The sequence below is a fragment of the Buttiauxella selenatireducens genome, assembly GCF_031432975.1.
GTDB lineage: Bacteria > Pseudomonadota > Gammaproteobacteria > Enterobacterales > Enterobacteriaceae > Buttiauxella > Buttiauxella selenatireducens.
Map to the genome: position 1 here is coordinate 1,250,073 of NZ_CP133838.1, position 23,138 is coordinate 1,273,210.

15 protein-coding genes are annotated in these 23,138 nt (G+C 51.3%); 13 read left to right on the plus strand and 2 right to left on the minus strand.

The window, feature by feature from the left end:
- Positions 1-84 precede the first annotated feature (84 nt).
- From RHD99_RS05820 to RHD99_RS05870, 11 genes are all read left to right on the plus strand, one after another.
- Entirely contained in the window at positions 85-5,049 is a 4,965-nt protein-coding gene (locus tag RHD99_RS05820; protein ID WP_309877895.1) for an alpha-2-macroglobulin family protein, read from the plus strand.
- A 52-nt stretch (positions 5,050-5,101) separates the two neighbouring features.
- Positions 5,102-7,384 (plus strand): peptidoglycan glycosyltransferase PbpC, encoded by a 2,283-nt coding sequence (pbpC, locus tag RHD99_RS05825; protein WP_374708474.1) that lies wholly within the window; start codon positions 5,102-5,104, stop codon positions 7,382-7,384.
- Between the two features lie 225 nt (positions 7,385-7,609).
- The gene (gene ndk / locus RHD99_RS05830) at positions 7,610-8,041 is read left to right on the plus strand and encodes a nucleoside-diphosphate kinase (protein WP_183270193.1); all 432 of its coding nucleotides are present in this window, start codon (positions 7,610-7,612) and stop codon (positions 8,039-8,041) included.
- 234 nt (positions 8,042-8,275) lie between these two features.
- Complete coding sequence (gene rlmN, locus RHD99_RS05835) at positions 8,276-9,442, plus strand: dual-specificity RNA methyltransferase RlmN (protein WP_270143701.1); 1,167 nt, start codon at positions 8,276-8,278, stop codon at positions 9,440-9,442.
- Between the two features lie 439 nt (positions 9,443-9,881).
- Positions 9,882-10,892 (plus strand): cytoskeleton protein RodZ, encoded by a 1,011-nt coding sequence (rodZ, locus tag RHD99_RS05840; protein ID WP_183270191.1) that lies wholly within the window; start codon positions 9,882-9,884, stop codon positions 10,890-10,892.
- Between the two features lie 37 nt (positions 10,893-10,929).
- A complete protein-coding gene (gene ispG / locus RHD99_RS05845; RefSeq protein ID WP_183270190.1) occupies positions 10,930-12,051 on the plus strand; it encodes a flavodoxin-dependent (E)-4-hydroxy-3-methylbut-2-enyl-diphosphate synthase in 1,122 nt (373 codons plus the stop codon).
- 117 nt (positions 12,052-12,168) lie between these two features.
- Entirely contained in the window at positions 12,169-13,443 is a 1,275-nt protein-coding gene (gene hisS, locus RHD99_RS05850; RefSeq protein WP_183270189.1) for a histidine--tRNA ligase, read from the plus strand.
- Between the two features lie 36 nt (positions 13,444-13,479).
- Positions 13,480-14,100, plus strand: coding sequence for a YfgM family protein (locus tag RHD99_RS05855; RefSeq protein WP_309877900.1), 621 nt, complete (start codon positions 13,480-13,482; stop codon positions 14,098-14,100).
- 10 nt (positions 14,101-14,110) lie between these two features.
- Positions 14,111-15,292, plus strand: coding sequence for an outer membrane protein assembly factor BamB (gene bamB, locus RHD99_RS05860; protein ID WP_309877901.1), 1,182 nt, complete (start codon positions 14,111-14,113; stop codon positions 15,290-15,292).
- Between the two features lie 122 nt (positions 15,293-15,414).
- Entirely contained in the window at positions 15,415-16,920 is a 1,506-nt protein-coding gene (der, locus tag RHD99_RS05865; RefSeq protein WP_183270186.1) for a ribosome biogenesis GTPase Der, read from the plus strand.
- Between the two features lie 50 nt (positions 16,921-16,970).
- Complete coding sequence (locus tag RHD99_RS05870) at positions 16,971-17,192, plus strand: zinc ribbon domain-containing protein (protein ID WP_309877902.1); 222 nt, start codon at positions 16,971-16,973, stop codon at positions 17,190-17,192.
- A 3-nt stretch (positions 17,193-17,195) separates the two neighbouring features.
- On the opposite strand, the gene xseA is transcribed toward RHD99_RS05870, so the two are convergent.
- Positions 17,196-18,578 (minus strand): exodeoxyribonuclease VII large subunit, encoded by a 1,383-nt coding sequence (xseA, locus tag RHD99_RS05875; protein ID WP_309877904.1) that lies wholly within the window; start codon positions 18,576-18,578, stop codon positions 17,196-17,198.
- Between the two features lie 169 nt (positions 18,579-18,747).
- On the opposite strand from xseA, the gene guaB reads away from it, so the two are divergent.
- Together guaB and guaA are read left to right on the plus strand one after the other, a co-directional pair.
- On the plus strand, positions 18,748-20,214 hold the full coding sequence (gene guaB, locus RHD99_RS05880) for an IMP dehydrogenase (RefSeq protein WP_183270183.1): 1,467 nt from the start codon (positions 18,748-18,750) through the stop codon (positions 20,212-20,214).
- A 66-nt stretch (positions 20,215-20,280) separates the two neighbouring features.
- On the plus strand, positions 20,281-21,858 hold the full coding sequence (guaA, locus tag RHD99_RS05885; protein WP_183270182.1) for a glutamine-hydrolyzing GMP synthase: 1,578 nt from the start codon (positions 20,281-20,283) through the stop codon (positions 21,856-21,858).
- Between the two features lie 71 nt (positions 21,859-21,929).
- Here the strand turns inward: guaA and RHD99_RS05890 are convergent, their stop codons facing one another.
- Positions 21,930-23,039 carry an alkene reductase gene (locus tag RHD99_RS05890; protein WP_309877906.1) on the minus strand — a complete coding sequence of 370 codons (1,110 nt, stop codon included), beginning with the start codon at positions 23,037-23,039 and terminating at the stop codon, positions 21,930-21,932.
- Between the last annotated feature and the right edge of the window lie 99 nt (positions 23,040-23,138).

Below are 23,138 nucleotides of genomic sequence, written 5' to 3' on the forward strand. Positions count from 1 at the left end.
TTCATACTTTCGTTTTTTTAATGTACCCGCATAATACATGTACAACGTTGTGGGCTAATGGGCCGTATCGGCCAGGGATAAAACATGAGAGCAATGCGTCTGGGTGCGCTGGCGGTGACGCTAGTGGCGGCTTTGGCCCTTTCAGGGTGCGACAATAACGACAAACCTCAGCCGGTGGCGAAAAGCGATAGTGCGGCCCAGCAAAGTGCGGCTCCAGCGGCAAAACCGGACGCCTCACAACTTGAAAAGTTAGCGAAGGATTCCGCTGGCAAATCGTTGAAATTGCTGGATGCCTCCGAGGTTCAGCTTGATGGCGCAGCCACGCTGGTCCTCACCTTCTCCATTCCACTCGATCCCAATCAAGACTTCTCCCGCGTGGCTCATTTGGTGGATAAGACCAGCGGTAAAGTGGACGGCGCGTGGGAACTTTCAGCTGACCTAAAAGAATTACGTTTGCGCCATCTTGAGCCTAAACGTGAACTGATACTGACGGTTGATAGCGGTTTGCTTGCTCTCAATAAAACAACTTTTGACAGCCCCTTCGAGAAACAAATTTCGACACGTGACATTCAACCGAGCGTTGGGTTTGCCAGCCGGGGTTCCTTGCTGCCAACCAAAGTGATTGCAGGTTTACCGGTGATGGCGCTCAACGTCGATAAAATTGACGTCAATTTTTACCGGATAAAAAGCGAATCGTTAAGCTCATTCATCAGCCAGTGGCAATACCGAAACTCAGTCTCTAACTGGGAATCTGACAATTTGCTCAAGCTTGCGGATTTGGTTTACAGCGGCAGGTTTGACCTCAATCCTGCGCGCAATACCCGTGAAAAACTGCTGCTACCGCTAGGTGAAATCAAACCGCTGCAACAACCTGGCGTCTATATCGCGATTATGAATCAGGCCGGTCATTACAGTTATAGCAATGCGGCAACATTGTTTACGTTAAGCGACATCGGGGTGTCCGTACACCGCTACCATGACCGGTTAGATGTCTTCACCCAAAGCCTGGAAAATGGTGCGGCACAGTCCAGTGTGGAAATCTCCCTGCTTGATGAAAAAGGACAAACCCTGGCACAAGCGAAGAGCGATGGTGATGGCCACGCTACGCTTGAAAAACCAGGCAAAGGGACGTTATTACTCGCGCGTACTACAGAACAAACTACGTTGCTGGATTTGAGCCGCCCGGCACTGGACCTGGCTGAATTCGATATTGCCGGAGATGCCGGGTTCACTAAGCAATTCTTTATGTTTGGCCCAAGGGATCTTTATCGTCCGGGTGAAACCGTTCTGCTTAATGCTTTACTGCGCGATAGCGATGGGAAAGCACTGCCTGCTCAACCGGTAAAACTGGAAGTGGTGAAGCCAGATGGCCAGGTCGCCAGAACGCAAGTCTGGCAACCAGAAAAGGGTTTGTATCAATTCAGCTACCCATTGAATCCGAATGTGCAAACCGGCAACTGGCAGGTGCGCGTAAATACCGGCGATAATCAGCCACGTATCTGGTCATTTAAAGTTGAAGACTTCATGCCAGAGCGTATGGCACTGAATATCAAGGGTAATAAGGATCCCGTCAGCCCTGATGAATCTGTGAGCTTCCAGATTACAGGTCGTTATCTGTACGGTGCACCAGCGTCCGGTAACAATCTGCAAGGACAGCTGTTCTTGCGCCCGCTTCGTGAAGCGGTGTCTGCTCTACCAGGGTTCCAGTTTGGCGATATAAACGAAGAAAACCTGTCTCGTAATCTCGATGAAGTCCAGCTCCAGCTTGATGAGCAAGGTAAAACAACAGTCAGTACCGATAGCCAATGGGCTGATGTCCACTCGCCATTACGATTGGTGCTACAAACCAGTTTGCTGGAATCGGGTGGTCGTCCAGTGACGCGTCGTGCTGAACAAGCTATCTGGCCAGACGACGCGCTGCCTGGCATTCGCCCGCAATTCGCCAGCAAAGAGATCTACGATTACCGAACTGACAGCACTCGTACTCAACCTATCGTTGATGAAGATACTAATGCCGGTTTTGACATTGTTTATGCCAATGCAAAAGGGGAAAAGCTGGCGGTTTCTGGGCTTGATGTGCGGCTCATCCGCGAGCGCCGGGATTATTTCTGGAGTTGGGAAGAGGGTGAAGGCTGGCAGTCTCAATATGACCAGAAAGACCTCATAGAAGCGGAGCAAAAGCTCACGCTTGCAGCGGGTGAAACCGGCAAAGTGGCTTTCCCTGTTGAATGGGGGTCCTACCGTCTTGAAGTACGTGATCCGGAGACAAACAATCTCAGCAGCATGCGTTTCTGGGCGGGTTACAGTTGGCAAGACAACAGTGACGGTGAAGGCGCTGTACGACCAGACCGCGTGACGCTGAAAATAGATAAACCAACTTATAAGCCTGGCGATACGATTAATCTGCATATTTCTGCCCCAGCGGCGGGAAAAGGCTACGCGATGGTGGAATCCAGCGATGGTCCACTGTGGTGGAAAGAAATTGATGTGCCAGAAAAAGGCCTGGATATCGCAATTCCAGTGGATAAAAGTTGGCAACGGCACGACCTGTATTTGAGCACGTTGGTGATACGGCCTGGTGATAAGAGCCGTTCGGCAACACCAAAACGCGCAGTCGGTATTTTGCATCTTCCACTGGCTGATGAAAGCCGCCGACTTGGGCTTACGTTAGAAGCCCCCGCTAAAATGCGCCCGAATCAGAACCTGACAGTGAAAGTAAAAACCCAGCCTATTAACGGGGAAATGCCGAAGCAAATTAATGTGCTGGTTTCCGCTGTGGATAGCGGGGTACTGAATATTACTGACTACAAAACCCCAGACCCGTGGGAAGCCTTCTTTGGTCGTAAACGTTACGGCGCGGATTTATACGATATCTATGGTCAGGTGATTGAAGGGGAAGGGCGCTTAGCCGCATTACGCTTTGGTGGTGATGGTGACGAAGGAGATGCATTAAGCCGCGGCGGTAAAAAACCGGTTAACCACGTCACGATCATTGCCCAACAAGCTCAGCGAGTGCAACTTGACGAAAAAGGTGAAGGCACGGTTGCGCTCCCTATTGGCGATTTCAACGGCGAGTTGCGTGTCATGGCGCAAGCCTGGACCGATGACCGTTTTGGTCATAGCGAGAATAAAGTGGTAGTTGCTGCGCCACTTGTGACGGAACTGGCTGCGCCGCGCTTTATGGCGAGCGGTGATAGCAGTCGTTTAGCGATGGATCTCACTAACCTGACCGACCAACCGCAACAACTGAATGTAAACCTGAACACCAGCGGCTTGCTTTCGCTGGACTCAGCGGCATCACAAACCGTGAAATTGATGCCGGGCGCGCGTAAAACTCTGTTTATCTCAGTCCGCGCGTTGGATGGTTTTGGTGATGGGCAACTGAATGCGCAAATCAATGGCGTCAACTTACCTGGCGAAACATTTGCAGCCCTGCAAAAACAATGGACCTTATCTGTGCGTCCTCCGTTCCCGGCTCAAAGTATCAACAGTGGTGCGGTACTTGCTCCCGGTGAAGTGTGGGATATTCCGCCGCGACATATTTCCGGTTTAGCTCCTGCAACACTTGAAGGACAGGTATTACTCAGTGGTCGCCCGCCGCTAAACCTGGCGCGTTATATCCGTGAGCTTAAAGCGTATCCGTATGGTTGCCTTGAACAAACGACCAGTGGCCTGTTCCCTTCGCTTTATACCAATCAGGCACAGCTTGCCGCTCTGGGGATAAAAGGAACCTCTGATGAGCAGCGTCGCGCAGCAATCGATCTGGGAATTTCTCGTCTGCTCGATATGCAGCGCGATAACGGCAGCTTTGGTTTATGGGACAAAGAAGGGCCGGAAGAGTACTGGCTAACGGCTTATGTGACTGATTTCCTGGTCCGTGCTAGCGAGCAAGGTTACAGCGTTAATGTAGATTCGCTCAATAAAGCCAATCAGCGTCTGCTGCGCTACCTTCAGGATTCAGGGCTAATTGCATTACGTTATAGCGATGATGCCGCTGCCAGTAAATTTGCGATTCAAGCCTATGCAGGCCAGGTATTAGCGCGTCAGCAAAAAGCACCTCTTGGAGCGTTGCGTGATCTTTGGCAGCGCCATAGCTCTGCCCGTGCCGGTTTGCCATTGGTGCAACTTGGCGTGGCGTTAAAGTTAATGGGTGATGCGCCGCGTGGCGAAGAAGCTATCAAGTTAGGGTTGCAAACCCGTCGTAGTGACGAGCGAATCTGGATGGCTGATTACGGTAGTGAATTGCGTGATAAAGCAATGGTTCTCAGTCTTCTGGAGGAGAACAAATTGCTGCCAGACCAGCAAAGTAACTTGCTGTCTGATCTCTCTAACCTCGCCTTTAGCCAACGCTGGCTTTCGACACAGGAAAGTAACGCACTCTTCCTGGCTGGCCGTAACTGGCAAACGGTGAAAGGAGATTGGCAAGCGCAGGTCTCCTTTACTGACGAACCACTGGCGAGTGGGCAATCAATGACACGTAATTTAACAGCCGAACAGCTCAATAGCCTGCAAGTGACTAACACTGGCCCGGGCAATCTCTATCTCCGCCTGGACAGCGCGGGTTATCCGCAACAGTCTCCAGCACCATATAGCAATGTGTTGCACATTGAGCGCCATTTCCTGGATGCCAAAGGTAACAGCAAATCGTTGTCAGAGCTGAAAAGCGGTGAGCTAGTGATGGTCTGGTTAGATGTTTGGGCGGATAAAAATGTGCCTGATGCGCTGGTGGTCGATCTACTGCCTGCCGGGCTTGAACTGGAAAATCAGAACCTGTCAGAAAGCAGTGCCAGCCTGAGCGAAAGCGATAATCAGGTTCAGGGGTTACTGAGCCAGATGCAACAGGCGGATATCCAGCACATGGAATTCCGTGATGATCGCTTTGTTGCGGCATTGCCACTCAATGAAAGCCAGCATGCGACACTGGTTTACCTGGCGCGAGCGGTGACTCCAGGGACGTATCAGGTGCCGGTTTCTCAAGTGGAATCGATGTATGTTCCGCAGTGGCGGGCAACAGGAGCCAGCACTGGCATGCTGACTATTCATCCGTAACGGGCCTCGTCAAGTGCGACAGCCTCTACGCTGGCGGCGGCGCTACTTTTTCATCGTTGCGCCTCTCATTTTTTGTCTGGGGATTTTGCTGGCAGACCGGCTTTGGCCGCTGCCACTATCTCAGGCGAATCCTGCACGTGTCGTGGTTGCAGCAGATGGCACCCCCCTGTGGCGTTTTGCTGACGAGAACGGCATCTGGCGCTATCCGGTCACGCTTAATGATGTTTCACCCCGTTATCTCGAAGCCCTGATCAACTATGAAGATCGCTGGTTTTGGGAGCATCCAGGTATTAACCCACTTTCGATACTACGTGCAGCCGGCCAGGATCTTCTGAGCGGAAAAGTGGTTTCGGGTGGCAGTACATTGACGATGCAAGTGGCTCGCTTGTTGGATCCCCACCCCCGAACATTTGGCGGAAAAATCCGCCAGGTGTGGCGGGCTCTGCAACTTGAGTGGCATCTTTCGAAAGAGCAAATTCTCACCCTTTATTTGAATCGCGCACCCTTTGGCGGCACGTTACAGGGAGTGGGCGCGGCCAGTTGGGTCTACCTGGGAAAATCTCCTGAGCATCTTAGTTATGCGGAAGCGGCTTTATTGGCTGTACTCCCGCAAGCACCTAGCCGCCTGCGTCCAGACCGCTGGCCTGAGCGGGCACAAGCTGCACGTGACAAAGTGCTGCTTCGCATGGCCGAACAAGCTGTCTGGGAACCGCAACAGGTTAAAGAATCTCTCGAAGAACCCGTTTGGCTAACTACACGCCAGATGCCGCAATTAGCTCCATTACTTTCACGTTATCTGGTAAATCGCAGCGACGCTCAGAAAATAACTACCACTATCGATGCACCGTTACAGCGCCAACTGGAAGAACTGGCGTTGAACTGGAAAGCTCAACTTCCGGCGCGTTCATCATTGGCGATGTTGGTCGTCGATCACACCACTATGGAAGTACGCGGTTGGGTTGGTTCGGCCGATATTAATGATCAAAGTCGTTTCGGCCATGTTGATATGGTCACGGCAATTCGGTCACCAGGCTCGGTGCTTAAACCTTTTGTCTATGGCCTGGCGCTGGACGATGGGTTGATTCATCCCACTTCGTTGTTACAGGATGTGCCACGCCGCTTCGGTGATTACCGCCCAGGAAATTTCGACACGGGTTTTCATGGCCCGGTCAGTATGAGTGAAGCACTGGTACGTTCGCTCAATCTCCCTGCGGTGCAAGTGCTTGAAGCATATGGGCCAAAACGCTTTGCTGCACAACTGCGTAACGTGGGTTTGGATCTGCGTTTTCCTGCAAACAGCGAGCCTAATCTTTCGCTCATTCTTGGAGGCGGCGGGGCGCGATTGGATCAGTTAGTTGCCGCTTATAGCGCATTTGCTCGCCATGGGCGCGCGGCACATTTGCGTTTACAGCCAGACCAACCATTGCTGGAACGGCCATTGATGTCTGCGGGAGCTGCCTGGATTATTAGGCGAGTACTGGCGGGTGAAGCCCAGCCGCAACCGGATGCGACGTTACCCGCTGTAGTCCCTTTGGCGTGGAAAACGGGTACCAGCTACGGTTATCGCGATGCGTGGGCTATCGGGATAAATCCCCGCTATCTCATTGGTATCTGGACTGGACGCCCTGATAGCACGCCGGTTGCTGGGCAGTTTGGTTTAGGTAGCGCCGTGCCGCTGTTAAATCAGGTCAATAATATGCTGCAAGCCACTTCCGCTGTTCAGCAGGCACGCCTGCCTGTTGACCCGCGTCCGGCAACGGTTTCTGCGGGCGAAATTTGCTGGCCGGGAGGGCAAACTCTGGCCCTGGGAGACAGCAATTGCCGACGCAGGTTATCGGGATGGTTACTGGATGATAGCCAACCGCCAACGCTTGATGCGCAGGGACAAGAAGGCGTTCAGGGATCAAGAAAGTTGGTCTGGCTGGACGAGCAAGGGAAACGTGTGGCGGCGGATTGCCCAAATGCGACACGACATATTATTTCTTTGTGGCCGTTGCCACTTGAGCCCTGGTTGCCCGTCAGTGAGAGAAGAGCCGCTCGTTTGCCAGCGGTTTCGGAACAATGTCCACCGCAGCAGAAAGATGAAGTTACGCCTTTATTATTGTTAGGGGTACGTGAGGGCGCTATTTTGAAGCGTCTACCTGGCGAATTAAGCTTAGTGCTTCGTCTTAGTACGCAGGGTGGGCAAGGTGATCGCTGGTGGTTTTTGAACGGTGAGCCGATGAGTGAAAAGCAAAACGGGATCGCGCTAAATCTGGATAAACCGGGAAAGTATCAAGTATTGGTGCTTGATGAAGCCGGGCAGATTGCTGCTGCTCATTTCACTTTGCAGTAGAGCCATAGTGTGATTTTTAGGCGTTCAGGTGAAAAGTGTTGCCGATGTTCGCTTTATTTTAAAAAAATGTTACCTGCATCCATAGGCAACTCGAGACTTGCTCATTATAATCGGCGCCAAATCATAACCGGGTATCCCATAAATACTTCCCGCAGCAGGCAGCTAACGCTCCCGTTGCATGAGTAATGACGGGACCGGGCAAACAGAACAGACACAGAGGTAATCATGGCTATTGAACGTACTTTTTCCATCATCAAACCAAACGCGGTGGCAAAAAACGTTATTGGTAATATTTATGCTCGTTTTGAATCCGCAGGGTTTAAGATTGTTGGCGCAAAAATGTTGCACCTGACTTCTGCACAGGCACAGGGTTTCTATGCTGAGCACGAAGGCAAACCATTCTTCGACGGCCTGGTTGAGTTTATGACTTCCGGTCCAATCGTTGTGAGCGTTCTGGAAGGTGAAAATGCGGTTCAGCGTCACCGTGACATTCTGGGCGCAACTAACCCAGCTAACGCTCTGGCGGGTACTCTGCGTGCAGACTACGCGGATAGCTTCACCGAAAACGGCACCCACGGCTCTGATTCTTTAGAATCAGCTGCTCGCGAAATCGCCTATTTCTTCGCTGAAGGTGAAGTTTGCCCACGCACTCGCTAATGGTCCTTTCTGGTTGGTTGGCGGGTAGAAATACCTGTAAACCAAATAGATGTGGGCATTAGCACTATCTGTTAAGCGACCGTTACATTTTATTTGTATGTACATCGCTATCAGACATGGCATCTGTGCCATAGAGTTTGTACAATGCTACGCCCCGGATGAGCTTGCTCTCCGGGGCGTATCTTTTTAACCCTCCTGGGGCCGTAACGTGTAACAACGAGGCCGGAAGAAATTATGTCAGAGCAAATTGTCACTCCTGAGACACCTGTTTCAGTCGTTTCCAACAAGTCAGAAAAAATTAACCTGTTGGATCTTAACCGCCAGCAACTGCGAGAGTTCTTCGCTGATATGGGCGAAAAACCTTTCCGTGCTGATCAAGTCATGAAATGGATGTATCACTATTGCAGTGATGACTTCGATGAAATGACCGACATCAACAAAGTTCTGCGCAACAAACTCAAAGAAGTCGCTGAAATTCGCGCACCTGAAGTTGCTGAAGAGCAACGCTCTGCCGATGGCACCATCAAATGGGCAATCAGAATCGCCGATCAGCTGGTCGAAACGGTATATATCCCTGAAGAAGACCGCGCTACATTGTGTGTCTCCTCTCAGGTTGGTTGTGCTCTGGAATGTAAATTCTGCTCAACAGCTCAGCAAGGTTTTAACCGTAACCTGCGTGTTTCTGAAATTATTGGCCAGGTATGGCGTGCGGCTAAAATTATCGGTGCGCAAAAGAAAACCGGCGTACGTCCTATCACCAACGTGGTGATGATGGGGATGGGTGAGCCGCTACTGAACCTCAACAACGTGGTTCCAGCAATGGAAATCATGCTTGATGATTTCGGTTTTGGGCTTTCTAAACGTCGCGTAACGCTTTCCACATCGGGTGTGGTTCCCGCGCTGGATAAATTGGGCGACATGATTGATGTGGCACTTGCCATCTCTTTGCATGCTCCGACCGATGATATTCGTGACGAAATCATGCCGATCAACAAAAAGTACAACATCGAGACTTTCCTGGCCGCGGTGCGCCGCTATCTGGAGAAATCCAACGCCAACCAGGGCCGTGTCACTGTGGAATACGTTCTGCTTGATCATGTCAACGATGGTACTGAACATGCGCATCAACTGGCTGAATGCCTTAAAGATACGCCATGTAAAATTAACCTGATCCCATGGAACCCGTTCCCGGGTGCGCCATATGGTCGTAGTTCCAATAGCCGAATTGACCGTTTCTCAAAAGTACTGATGAGCTACGGTTTCACTACCATTGTGCGTAAAACACGTGGCGATGATATTGATGCGGCATGCGGACAGTTGGCAGGTGAAGTTATCGACCGAACCAAACGTACGTTACGTAAACGTATGCAAGGTGAACCTATTGATGTTAAAGCAGTCTGATAAGCATTCATTTTGATCAGACTAGCGCCATGCAGTCATGTGGCTGTATGGCGCAAAAAACACGTAGTTATATCTTGCAGTTATGCAAGTTTAGCAAGTGTCTTTAAGATTAATAATTACGGTGCGTTTCACTGCACTTTAAGGCAGTATGTAGCGGTACAACAATAGTTTAGGCGCAGCTATTTAACCATTGTGGGTAGCAATCCACTGACAACATTCAAAATGATGTCTATGGTTAACTCATCGGTGATGAAGCGTTCATGTAAAGCGGTTTTTTTATGTGAATATGTAGTTTGAGCTGAATATTATGTTGTCTGGAGGGGTGCCCTTCAGAAGAAAAATTAGTTTCGCGGAGCGGGAGAGTGTGGCGTAGCGGAAAGGCTGTGCGACAAGGCTCCTGCCTAATTCCTCAATCGAACAGCACCAGCAGTTGTAGCTAATGAATACTGAAGCCACTCACGAATCAAATGCAGCAAAAACCACGGGCGAACGTCTACGTACAGCGCGTGAAGAACTCGGTCTTAGCCAACAAGCTGTGGCAGAACGCCTGTGCTTGAAGGTTTCTACCGTCCGGGATATTGAAGATGACAAGGCGCCTGCCGACTTAGCGTCAACGTTCCTGCGTGGTTATATCCGCTCTTATGCACGACTGGTGCGTATCCCTGAAGAAGAACTGTTGCCAATGATGGCAAAACAGGCGCCGATTAAGGCTGCCAAAGTTGCCCCAATGCAAAGTTTTTCCCTGGGGAAACGTCGTAAGAAACGTGACGGTTGGTTAATGACCTTTACATGGCTTGTTCTGTTTGTTGTTGTCGGTCTGACGGGCGCATGGTGGTGGCAGAACCACAAGGCGCAGCAGGAAGAAATTTCGACGATGGCAGATCAATCCTCAGCTGAACTTTCAGCGAGTAATAGCAATTCTCAATCAGTTCCATTGAATACCAGTGATTCATCCGCAGCTGATACTTCAGCCCAGCAGCCTGTGCAGGCGCCTGCGACGCAATCTGCACCTACGACTGATTCAACACAAAATCTGGCCCCGGCAGCAACGGCTCAGCAAACCACTCCAGCAGATTCTTCCGCTGTAGTGTCACCAAGCCAGGCACCTGCAGAAAATGTGCAGGCCACAACACCGCCTGCGCCGAATGCCACTTTACCTACCGATCAAGCCGCTGTGACTACACCTGCAACGGCGACGGCTGACCCGAATGCATTAGTGATGAACTTTAATGCCGATTGCTGGCTTGAAGTGACCGATGCGACGGGTAAAAAACTGTTCAGCGGCATGCAACGTAAAGATGGCAATTTGAATTTAGCCGGTCAGGCACCGTATAAGTTGAAAATTGGTGCTCCGGCGGCAGTACAGATTCAGTTCCAGGGTAAACCTGTCGACCTGAGTCGTTTTATCAGAACTAGCCAGGTTGCACGTCTGACGGTAAGTGCTGAATAATTGCAGCCAGCATGACGCGTAATTGTGGAGATTTGTAATGCATAATGAAGCCCCAATTCAACGTAGAAAATCCAAACGGATCTACGTCGGGAATGTGCCAATCGGCGACGGGGCACCGATCGCCGTCCAGTCAATGACCAACACCCGTACTACGGATGTTGAAGCCACTGTTAATCAGATCAGAGCATTAGAAAGAGTGGGTGCAGATATCGTTCGTATATCTGTGCCGACTATGGATGCGGCAGAAGCGTTCAAGCTTATTAAACAGCAGGTCAATGTCCCGTTGGTCGCTGATATCCATTTTGACTACCGTATCGCCCTAAAAGTGGCTGAGTATGGCGTCGATTGTCTGCGCATCAACCCAGGCAACATCGGTAACGAAGAGCGCATCCGTACCGTTGTCGATTGCGCCCGCGACAAAAACATCCCTATTCGTATTGGCGTTAATGCCGGATCGCTGGAAAAAGATCTCCAGGAGAAGTATGGCGAGCCAACGCCCCAGGCGCTGTTAGAGTCGGCAATGCGTCATGTGGATCATCTTGATCGTCTTAACTTTGATCAATTCAAAGTCAGCGTTAAAGCGTCTGATGTTTTCCTGGCTGTTGAATCCTACCGTCTACTGGCCAAGCAGATTGATCAACCTCTGCATCTTGGGATCACAGAAGCGGGTGGCATGCGTAGTGGTTCGGTGAAATCAGCAATTGGCCTGGGTTTACTGCTTTCCGAAGGCATTGGTGACACGCTGCGCGTATCACTGGCCGCCGATCCGGTAGAAGAGATCAAGGTTGGTTTCGATATCCTGAAATCTTTGCGCATCCGTGCTCGCGGTATTAACTTCATCGCCTGCCCAACATGTTCGCGCCAGGAATTCGATGTTATCGGGACAGTGAACGCACTTGAAGAGCGCCTTGAAGATATCATTACGCCAATGGATGTTTCGATCATCGGCTGCGTGGTGAACGGGCCGGGCGAAGCACTGGTTTCCACTTTGGGTGTCACTGGTGGCAACAAGAAAAGCGGTTTCTATGAAGATGGTGTGCGTCAACGCGAGCGAATGGATAACGAAAATATGATTGCGCAGCTTGAAGCGCGTATTCGTGCCAAGGCCTCCATGCTTGATGAATCACAGCGGATTAGTATCCAGCAGTTGGAAAAATAGTGCGAAACATGGGAAGCATTCGGCTTCCCGTGTATGATTGAACCCGCCAGACGTTTTGCGACAACAAACAGTCTGATTTCGGGTTCATTTTTTGTATAAATTCGGTAGAGAATAAACGTGGCAAAAAACATTCAAGCCATCCGCGGCATGAACGATTACCTGCCTGGCGAAACCGCCATTTGGCAGCGCATTGAAGGCATTCTGAAACAGGTGCTCGGCAGCTACGGTTACAGCGAAATCCGTTTGCCGATTGTAGAGCAGACCCCGTTATTCAAACGCGCCATCGGTGAAGTGACCGACGTGGTTGAAAAAGAGATGTATACCTTTGAGGACCGCAACGGCGATAGCCTGACTTTGCGTCCTGAAGGCACCGCGGGCTGCGTGCGTGCCGGTATCGAACATGGTCTTCTGTACAATCAGGAACAGCGCTTGTGGTACATCGGGCCGATGTTCCGCCATGAGCGTCCGCAAAAAGGGCGCTATCGCCAGTTCAATCAGTTGGGGGTCGAAGTTTTTGGTCTGCAAGGGCCAGACATTGACGCAGAACTGATTATGCTGACTGCTCGCTGGTGGCGTGCCTTGGGTATCGACCAGCACGTCAGTCTGGAACTGAACTCTATTGGCTCTCTTGAAGCGCGTGCTAACTATCGTGATGCGCTCGTTGCGTTCCTTGAACAGCATAAAGAGAAACTTGACGAAGATTGCCAGCGTCGCATGTACAGCAACCCGTTACGCGTACTGGACTCAAAAAATCCAGACGTTCAGGCATTGCTGGATGACGCACCAACACTTGGTGATTATCTGGACGAAGAGTCTCGTGAACATTTCGCGGGTCTGTGCCAGTACCTTGACGCTGCCGGTATCGCGTATACCGTGAATCAGCGCCTGGTGCGAGGTCTGGATTACTACAACCGCACTGTTTTCGAGTGGGTTACAAGCAGTCTGGGCTCTCAAGGAACCGTTTGTGCCGGCGGCCGTTACGATGGTTTAGTTGAGCAACTTGGTGGCCGTGCAGCGCCTGCAGTTGGTTTTGCGATGGGTCTGGAACGTCTTGTTTTACTGGTTCAGGCTATTAATCCGGAATTTAAAGCAGAATCTGTTGTCGATATTTACCTGATATCGTCAGGTCAGGGAACGCAGGCTGCGGCAATGCTGTTGGCTGAGCAATTACGTGATCAGGTCCCAGCTATCAAGCTGATGACTAACTACGGCGGTGGTAACTTCAAGAAACAATTCGTCCGTGCAGATAAGTGGGGTGCGCGTGCTGCACTGGTGCTGGGCGAAACTGAAGTGGCTAATGGTCAGGTCGTCGTTAAGGATCTGCGCACAGGTGAGCAAACTACCGTTGAACAAGCAAACGCGGTCGCTCATTTGCAGGCGCTACTGGGTTAATTTCCCCAGTGTTTAATCGTTAAGGAGAAGGACTGCGTGGAAATTTACGAAAACGATAACGAACAGGTTGATGCGGTAAAACGCTTCTTTGCCGAAAACGGCAAAGCGCTGGTAGTGGGTGTTGTTCTGGGTATTGGCGCACTGATGGGCTGGCGTTACTGGAACAGCCATCAGGCTGAAAGCTCAATGGCTTCTTCTCTTGAGTATCAAACCGTCACTCAAGCGGTGCGTGCTGATCAACCTGCCACGTTGAGTGCGGCAGAAAAATTCGCAGCTAGCACTAAAAATACTTACGGCGCACTGGCATCACTGGAAATTGCGCAGAAGTACGCAGATAACAACGACCTCGCGAAAGCAGCTGCTCAATTGCAGCAGGGTCTGAGCAGCACCAGCGACGAAAATTTGCAGGCGCTGATCAATGTACGTCTGGCTCGAGTTCAAATCCAACAAAAGCAAATTGATGCTGCGCTGAAAACGCTCGACAGTGTTAAAGGTGAAGGTTGGGTAGCGATTATCGCTGATTTGCGCGGTGAAGCGCTGCTCAGCAAAGGGGATAAGCAAGGTGCACGCGATGCGTGGAGCAAAGGCTCACAGACCGACGCTTCTCCAGCCCTGCGCGAAATGATGCAGATGAAAATTAATAATTTGTCGAGCTAAGAGGGACCGGATGCAATTGCGTAAACTACTTGTACCAGGGCTGATTTCTCTGACGCTGCTCAGCGGTTGTTCACTGTTTAGCGGTGAAGAAGATGTGGTTAAGATGTCTCCACTGCCGACAGTTGAAAACCAATTTGAACCTGAAAAATCATGGAGTACTTCTGTTGGTAGCGGAATTGGTGATTTCTATTCCAATTTGCATCCAGCATGGCAGGACGGCAACATTTATGCCGCCGATCGCCGTGGTACCGTAAAAGCCATTAACGCGGACGATGGTAAAGAAGTCTGGTCTATCGACCTTTCTGAAAAGACGAATTTTTATTCCAGCAACCTGCCCGCGCTGCTTTCTGGCGGCGTAACGGTTGAAGGTGCACATCTTTACGTCGGTAGTGAAAAAGCACAGGTTTATGCGCTTAACACCTCTGATGGTAGTATTGCATGGCAAAGCAAGGCTGCAGGCGAAGTACTTTCTCGCCCAGTGGTCAGCGAAGGTTTAGTTCTGGTTCACACCAGCAATGGTCAGCTTCAGGCATTTGATGAGGCAGACGGTGCTGTTAAATGGACTGTAAACCTTGATATGCCTGCACTTTCTCTGCGCGGTGAATCAGCACCTGCAGTCGCGTTTGGTGCCGCAATTGTTGGCGGTGATAACGGACGCGTAAGCGCAGTTCTGATGAAGCAAGGTCAGCTGATTTGGCAGCAGCGTATCTCTCAGGCAACCGGTGCGACTGAAATTGACCGTCTGAGCGATGTTGATACGACCCCTGTTATTGTTAACGGTGTGGTCTATGCGCTGGCATATAATGGCAACCTGACTGCACTGGACTTACGTTCAGGTCAGGTGATGTGGAAACGTGAATTGGGTTCAGTAAACGACTTCATTGTTGATGCGAACCGTATTTTCCTCGTCGACCAAAATGACCGCGTGATTGCCCTGAATGCGGATGGCGGCGTTACACTGTGGACCCAAAGTGATCTGCTGCACCGTAATCTGACTTCACCTGTTTTGTACAACGGCTATCTGGTTGTTGGTGACGCCGAAGGTTACATGCATTGGATTAATGCTGATGACGGTCGCTTTGTTGCCCAACAAAAAGTGGACAGCTCTGGATTCCAGACTGAGCCAGTTGTTGCCAGCGACAAACTGTTGATTCAGGCGAAAGATGGTACGTTGTACGCTATCAAGCGTTAAACTTACCTGACGTAATAGCATGAGCGAAACGGTTCCCGTAGTCCGGGAGCCGTTTCCTGTTTTTAGAAACGATGTGATTTGACGTCGTTTTATGATGAATTTTGAGTAATGAGGCTTTTATCATGGTACCTGTGGTTGCGCTTGTCGGGCGCCCTAATGTCGGAAAATCCACGTTGTTTAACCGCTTGACGCGTACCCGAGATGCGCTGGTCGCGGATTTCCCGGGGCTGACTCGCGACCGCAAGTATGGTCGTGCTGAAGTGGAAGGTCGCGAATTTATTGCCATCGATACCGGCGGTATTGATGGCACCGAAGACGGCGTTGAAACGCATATGGCTGCACAATCGCTGTTAGCGATTGAAGAAGCTGATGTGGTGCTGTTTATGGTGGATGCACGTGCGGGCCTGATGCCTGCCGATGAAGCCATTGCCAAACATCTGCGTTCTCGTCAGAAGCCTACCTTCCTGGTGGCGAACAAAACTGACGGTATGGATCCTGACCAGGCGGTTATCGATTTCTACTCTTTGGGATTAGGTGAAATTCACCCGATCGCAGCCTCTCACGGCCGCGGTGTAACAACCCTGCTGGAACACGTGTTAATCCCATTCATCGACGAAACAAATCCGCGTGAGCCGGAAGAAGAAATCGACGAAGATGCAGCCTATTGGGCGGCATTCAATGCTAAGAATGGCATTGTGTCAGACGAAGAAGAAGCGGAAGAAGAAGAGGAAGAAGAAGCATTTAATCCTCAGGATTTGCCAATCAAACTGGCCATTGTCGGTCGCCCGAACGTAGGTAAGTCAACGCTCACCAACCGTATTCTTGGCGAAGACCGTGTTGTGGTTTACGACATGCCAGGAACGACGCGTGACAGCATCTATATCCCAATGGAACGCGATGAGCGTGAATACATTCTCATCGACACCGCTGGGGTGCGCAAACGTGGCAAAATCACTGAAACCGTTGAGAAATTCTCGGTAATCAAAACCCTGCAAGCGATCGAAGATGCTAACGTTGTCATGCTGGTTATTGATGCACGCGAAGGTATCTCCGATCAGGATCTGTCTCTGCTTGGCTTTATCCTGAATAGTGGGCGCTCACTGGTGATTGTGGTCAACAAGTGGGATGGCCTGAGCAACGAAGTCAGAGAGCAAGTTAAAGAGACCCTGGACTACCGTCTTGGCTTTATCGACTTTGCTCGCGTGCACTTCATCTCCGCACTGCACGGCAGCGGCGTGGGTAACTTGTTCGAATCTGTTCGTGAAGCTTATGATAGCTCCACGCGCCGCGTAAGCACTGCGTTGCTGACTCGCATCATGACCATGGCTGCGGAAGATCACCAGCCACCGTTGGTTCGTGGTCGTCGTGTTAAGCTGAAATATGCTCACGCCGGTGGTTATAACCCGCCAATCGTAGTGATTCACGGCAACCAGGTTAAAGACCTGCCGGACTCCTACAAGCGCTACTTGATGAACTACTTCCGCAAATCGCTGGATGTAATGGGGACGCCAATCCGTATTCAGTTCAAAGAAGGGGAGAACCCGTTTGCCAACAAACGTAACACCCTGACGCCGAACCAGATGCGTAAACGTAAGCGTTTGATCAAGCACATCAAGAAAAGCAAATAATTGATACGGGAGCGAAATGCTCCCGTTTTATTTTGTTTTGAGGAGAGATTATGGAACTCAATTGCCCAATTTGCGCTAAACCGCTGGTAGCAACTGACAACGGTGCACATTGCGAAAGCTGCAAAAAGAACTTCAATCTTGAAGCCCGCTGCCCGGATTGCCACAAGCCGCTGGAAGTTTTAAAAGCGTGCGGTGCCGTCGACTATTTCTGCCAGAACGGCCACGGATTGATTTCGAAAAAACGCGTCGAATTCGTGCCTGTTGCTAACTAAGTTTTAGCTTTTCGCCGCTGTTTTGCGCGTGCGTTTAGGTTTCACCGGTGTAATGCCGGTGACCTGGCTTTCCACCCAACCATCTTCCAGACGCGTCGTCAGCGTATCCCCGGAATGCACCTGTTTTGTCTTCTTCAGCACTTTGCCGTCGGTTGCTGTTGTCACGCTATAACCACGCGCAAGCGTTGCCAGCGGGCTGACTGCTTCAAGCTGTGCGATAGCGGTGCCAAATCGCTGACGCGTATTGTTCAGCCGCGCAGTCACAACCTGCGATAAACGATATTCAAGCTGCTGCAAACGAGTTTGGGCGCGGTGAATACGTGGCTGCGGTTGTTGCTGATTTAAGCGCTGCATCAAACGTTGCTGTTGTTGCGAGGTACGTCGCAGTTTCGCATCCATCGCGATATTCAGACGCTGCTGTAAGCGCTCTAGCGTGGTTTGTTGGCGTGCTAAACGCAATTGCGGATGCTGTTGCTGTAAACGATGATGCAGGCGTGTGAAACGCTGTGAACGCTGGGCGAGGTAGTAATCCATCGCCATTTCCATTCGTTGTTGCTGGGACTGAAGCTGGCGCAGTAATTCGAGCTGGTTGCGGCTGACAATCTCTGCGGCAGCCGAAGGGGTCGGTGCACGAACATCTGCTACAAAATCGGCGATCGTGACGTCAGTTTCATGCCCTACGGCGCTAACTACCGGAATTTGGCTCGCGAAAATAGCGCGAGCAACGCGTTCATCGTTAAAGCTCCATAAATCTTCCAGCGAACCACCGCCACGCCCCACAATCAGCACATCACACTCTTTGCGTAGGTTTGCCAGTTCAATCGCGCGAACGATTTGCAGCGGTGCGTCAGCACCCTGCACAGCGGTTGGATATATGATGACTGGCAGGGAGGGATCGCGACGTTTTAGTACATGCAGAATGTCATGCAGTGCGGCACCGGTTTTTGAGGTAATCACCCCGACCTGGTGCGCAGGCGTTGGCAGCGGTTGTTTATGAATCTGCTCAAACAACCCTTCTGCGGTGAGACGCAGCTTCAGCTCTTCGTATTGCTGCTGTAATAAACCTTCACCCGCAGGCTGCATACTTTCAACGATTATCTGGTAATCACCACGCGGCTCATAGAGCGTCAGAGTGGCGCGCACCAAAACCTGTTGCCCGTGTTGCGGGCGGAAGGTGACGCGTCGATTGCTGTTGCGAAACATTGCGCCGCGAATTTGTGCTGTATCGTCTTTGAGCGTGAAGTACCAATGGCCGGAAGCAGGTTGGGTAAAGTTGGAAATTTCACCGCTGATCCAGACTTGCCCCATCTCTTGCTCCAGCAGCATGCGGACCGTCTGATTGAGACGGCTGACGGTAAAAATTGAAGGGGTATTTATCGTTGGCATGTGACCTGGATCAAATTTTAAATCAGCAAGTTATTCGGTCGATAGTACCTTTCATATCGTACTTGGCAAGGTGTTTTGTGAAAAAAGTGTGGATGCAATCGCTTACGCTCTGTATAATGCCGCGGCAATATTTTATCTGTTCTCATTCACCCCAGGTTGAGATATTGCCATGCTACGAATCGCTAAAGAAGCACTGACGTTTGATGACGTTCTCCTCGTTCCAGCTCACTCTACAGTTCTGCCTAACACGGCTGATCTCAGCACCCAACTGACCAAAACTATTCGTTTGAATATCCCTATGCTGTCCGCAGCAATGGATACCGTAACGGAAGCCCGTCTGGCCATCGCATTGGCTCAGGAAGGTGGACTTGGTTTCATTCACAAAAACATGTCGATTGAGCGCCAGGCTGATGAAGTCAAACGCGTGAAAAAACACGAAAGTGGCGTTGTGACTGACCCACAGACCGTATTGCCGACGACCACTTTGCACGAAGTTAAAGAACTTACCGCCCGTAACGGTTTCGCCGGTTACCCGGTTGTTACCGAAGAAAACGAACTGGTCGGTATCATCACCGGTCGTGACGTGCGTTTTGTGACCGACCTGAACCAGCCTGTTAGCGTGTACATGACGCCGAAAGAGCGTCTGGTTACCGTGAAAGAAGGCGAAGCGCGTGATGTTGTGCTGTCCAAAATGCACGAAAAACGTGTTGAGAAAGCGCTGGTTGTAGACGCTAACTTCCATCTGCGCGGTATGATCACCGTAAAAGACTTCCAGAAAGCTGAACGTAAACCTAACGCCTGTAAAGACGAGCAGGGACGTTTGCGTGTTGGGGCGGCCGTAGGCGCAGGTGCGGGCAACGAAGAGCGTATCGACGCTCTGGTCGCTGCTGGTGTCGACGTTTTACTGATTGACTCCTCTCATGGGCATTCCGAAGGTGTTTTGCAACGTATTCGCGATACCCGCGCGAAATATCCTGACCTGCAAATCATTGGCGGTAACGTGGCAACAGCCGCTGGCGCCCGTGCATTGGCTGAAGCTGGCGTAAGCGCTGTGAAAGTCGGTATCGGTCCTGGTTCCATCTGTACCACTCGTATCGTAACGGGTGTGGGCGTTCCACAAATTACGGCCGTTGCGGATGCCGTTGAAGCGCTGGAAGGTACGGGTATCACTGTTATCGCTGATGGCGGTATCCGCTTCTCAGGCGATATCGCAAAAGCCATCGCTGCGGGTGCATCTGCGGTCATGGTTGGCGGTATGCTGGCAGGGACTGAAGAATCTCCTGGCGAAATCGAACTTTACCAGGGCCGTTCTTTCAAATCCTACCGCGGTATGGGCTCTCTGGGCGCGATGTCCAAAGGTTCTTCAGACCGTTACTTCCAGACTGACAACGCCGCTGACAAATTGGTGCCGGAAGGTATCGAAGGCCGTGTGGCTTACAAAGGTCGTCTGAAAGAGATCGTTCACCAGCAAATGGGCGGCCTGCGTTCCTGTATGGGTCTGACCGGCTGTGGTACCATCAATGAACTGCGTACTAAAGCGGAATTTGTACGCATCAGCGGTGCGGGCATTCAGGAAAGTCACGTCCACGATGTGACGATTACTAAAGAGTCCCCGAACTACCGTATGGGTTCTTAAAATTTCTGCACCCGGCTTTCTGCCGGGTGTTTTTATTTTGTTTCACTTGCCTCGGAATAAGCGTCAATGACGGAAAACATCCATAAACATCGCATACTTATCCTCGATTTCGGTTCTCAGTACACTCAACTTGTCGCGCGCCGCGTACGTGAGCTAGGCGTTTACTGTGAACTGTGGGCATGGGATGTCACTGAAGCACAAATTCGTGAATTTAATCCAAGCGGTATCATTCTTTCTGGTGGACCGGAAAGTACGACTGAGCACAATAGCCCACGCGCACCTGAATATGTCTTTACCGCAGGCGTGCCAGTATTTGGTGTGTGCTACGGCATGCAGACCATGGCAATGCAGCTTGGCGGTCACGTAGAATCTTCTACCGAGCGCGAGTTTGGCTATGCACAGGTTGAAGTCAAAACCGACAGCGCCCTGGTTCGCGGCATTGAAGACTCACTGAGTGCCGACGGCAAACCGCTGTTGGATGTCTGGATGAGTCACGGCGATAAAGTCACCGCGATCCCTTCTGACTTCGTTACCGTTGCTAGCACCGAAACCTGTCCGTTCGCTATTATGGCAAACGAAGAAAAACGTTTTTATGGCGTGCAATTCCACCCGGAAGTGACCCATACCCGTCAGGGCCAGCGTTTGCTGGAGCGTTTTGTACTGGATATCTGCGGCTGCGAAGCGCTGTGGACACCAGCAAAAATCATCGAAGACGCGATTGTTCGTCTGCGTGAACAAGTGGGCAACGACAAAGTCATTCTTGGCCTGTCCGGTGGCGTGGATTCTTCCGTGACCGCAATGCTGCTGCACCGTGCAATTGGCGATCGTCTGACCTGTGTCTTCGTGGATAACGGTCTGTTGCGTTTGAACGAAGCACAGCAGGTTATGGATATGTTCGGTGACCACTTCGGTCTGAACATTGTTCACGTTGAAGGCGAAGAGCGTTTCCTGTCCGCGCTGGCGGGCGAGAACGATCCAGAAGCGAAACGTAAAATCATCGGCCGCGTGTTTGTTGAAGTTTTCGATGAAGAAGCACTGAAACTGGAAGACGTGAAGTGGCTGGCGCAGGGCACTATTTACCCTGACGTTATCGAATCTGCGGCCTCGGCTACCGGTAAAGCACACGTCATCAAATCTCACCACAACGTGGGCGGCCTGCCGAAAGAGATGAAGATGGGTCTGGTTGAGCCGCTGCGTGAGCTGTTTAAAGACGAAGTGCGCAAAATCGGTCTGGAACTGGGCTTGCCATACGACATGCTGTACCGTCACCCGTTCCCAGGGCCAGGTCTTGGTGTGCGCGTGTTGGGCGAAGTGAAGAAAGAGTATTGCGACCTGCTGCGCCGTGCCGATGCCATCTTTATTGAAGAGCTGCATAAAGCAGATCTCTACAACAAAGTCAGCCAGGCGTTCACTGTGTTCCTGCCGGTGCGTTCTGTTGGCGTGATGGGCGATGGCCGTAAATACGATTGGGTTGTTTCACTGCGTGCTGTGGAAACCATCGACTTTATGACTGCACATTGGGCACACCTGCCTTACGATTTCCTTGGTCGTGTATCCAACCGCATCATCAACGAAGTGAATGGCATTTCCCGCGTGGTTTACGATATTTCTGGCAAACCGCCAGCGACAATCGAGTGGGAATAATTTCCCATTAACGAGTAACGCGTTGTACTGAATATCAACCCTCTGTTTTTACAGAGGGTTTTTTATGTCATTTATACCTCTCTTGAAGACCAGGCGGGATAGTCGGTATAGCCAGCTTCTTTGCCACCAAATAAGGCGGCTGGATTGCTGATAGGTGCCAGCGGCAGGTTTTCCGCAAGACGGCGTGGGAAATCCGGGTTGGCAATAAACGGACGGCCGAAAGCAATCAAATCCACAACCCCTGCGCTCAGCAGTTCCTCCGCTTTCTCTTGGGTATAATTACCCGCGACGATAATGGCCCCGCTGAAGGTCGCGCGAAGCGTTTCACGAAACTCATACGGCACCTGAGGTGCATCATCCCAGTCGGCTTCTGCCAGATGGACAAAGGCAATGCCTTTTTGTTCGCACCAGGCAGCAAGGCTCAGAATCGCTTCAATGGCCTGCGGATCGTCCATGCCACGCTGAGTAATAAACGGGGCAAGGCGGATACCCGTTCTGTCTGCACCAATAGCATCACTAATGGCTGCCAGCACTTCTTGTGCGAAGCGCACACGATTGGCCAGGCTGCCACCATATTCGTCGGTGCGCTGGTTGGAGGTGCGGCGCAGGAACTGATCGATCAAATAGCCGTTGCCGCCGTGGACTTCTACGCCGTCAAAACCGGCATCAATAGCGTTGAGTGCCGCCTGGCGGTAATCGGCAACCACCTGACGAATATCGTCATGTGTCAATTCGCGAGGAACAGGGCAGTCAACCATTCGGCCAACGCCATCGCTGCCCACCACCCAAACTTGCGCATCCGGTGAAAGTGCTGAAGGTGCAACTGGCTTGCCGTCAGCGTGAAAACTTTCATGGGACATGCGCCCGACGTGCCACAGTTGCGAGATGATTTTTCCGTTTACCTGATGAACCGCGTCGGTTACCTGACGCCAGCCGCGAATCTGCTCTGGCGAGTGGATACCTGGCGTCCAGGAATAGCCCTGACCCTGCGGAGAAATTTGTGTCGCTTCGGTGATGATAAGCCCAGCACTTGCACGTTGCTGATAATACGTCGCCATCATCGCGGTTGGGATATTGCCCGGCTGTGCGGAGCGCGAGCGTGTCATGGGGGCCATGACAATACGGCTAAGGGTTTCAATTGACCCAACGCGAGTGGCCTCAAACAGGTGGCGTGATTTCATTTTTCGACTCCGACATAGTTAACGATGCATTGACTTTACGGGGCCTTTGTCGTTTTGATAATGGCATTGAAATCTGATTCTCTATTCAGGAAATTAGAA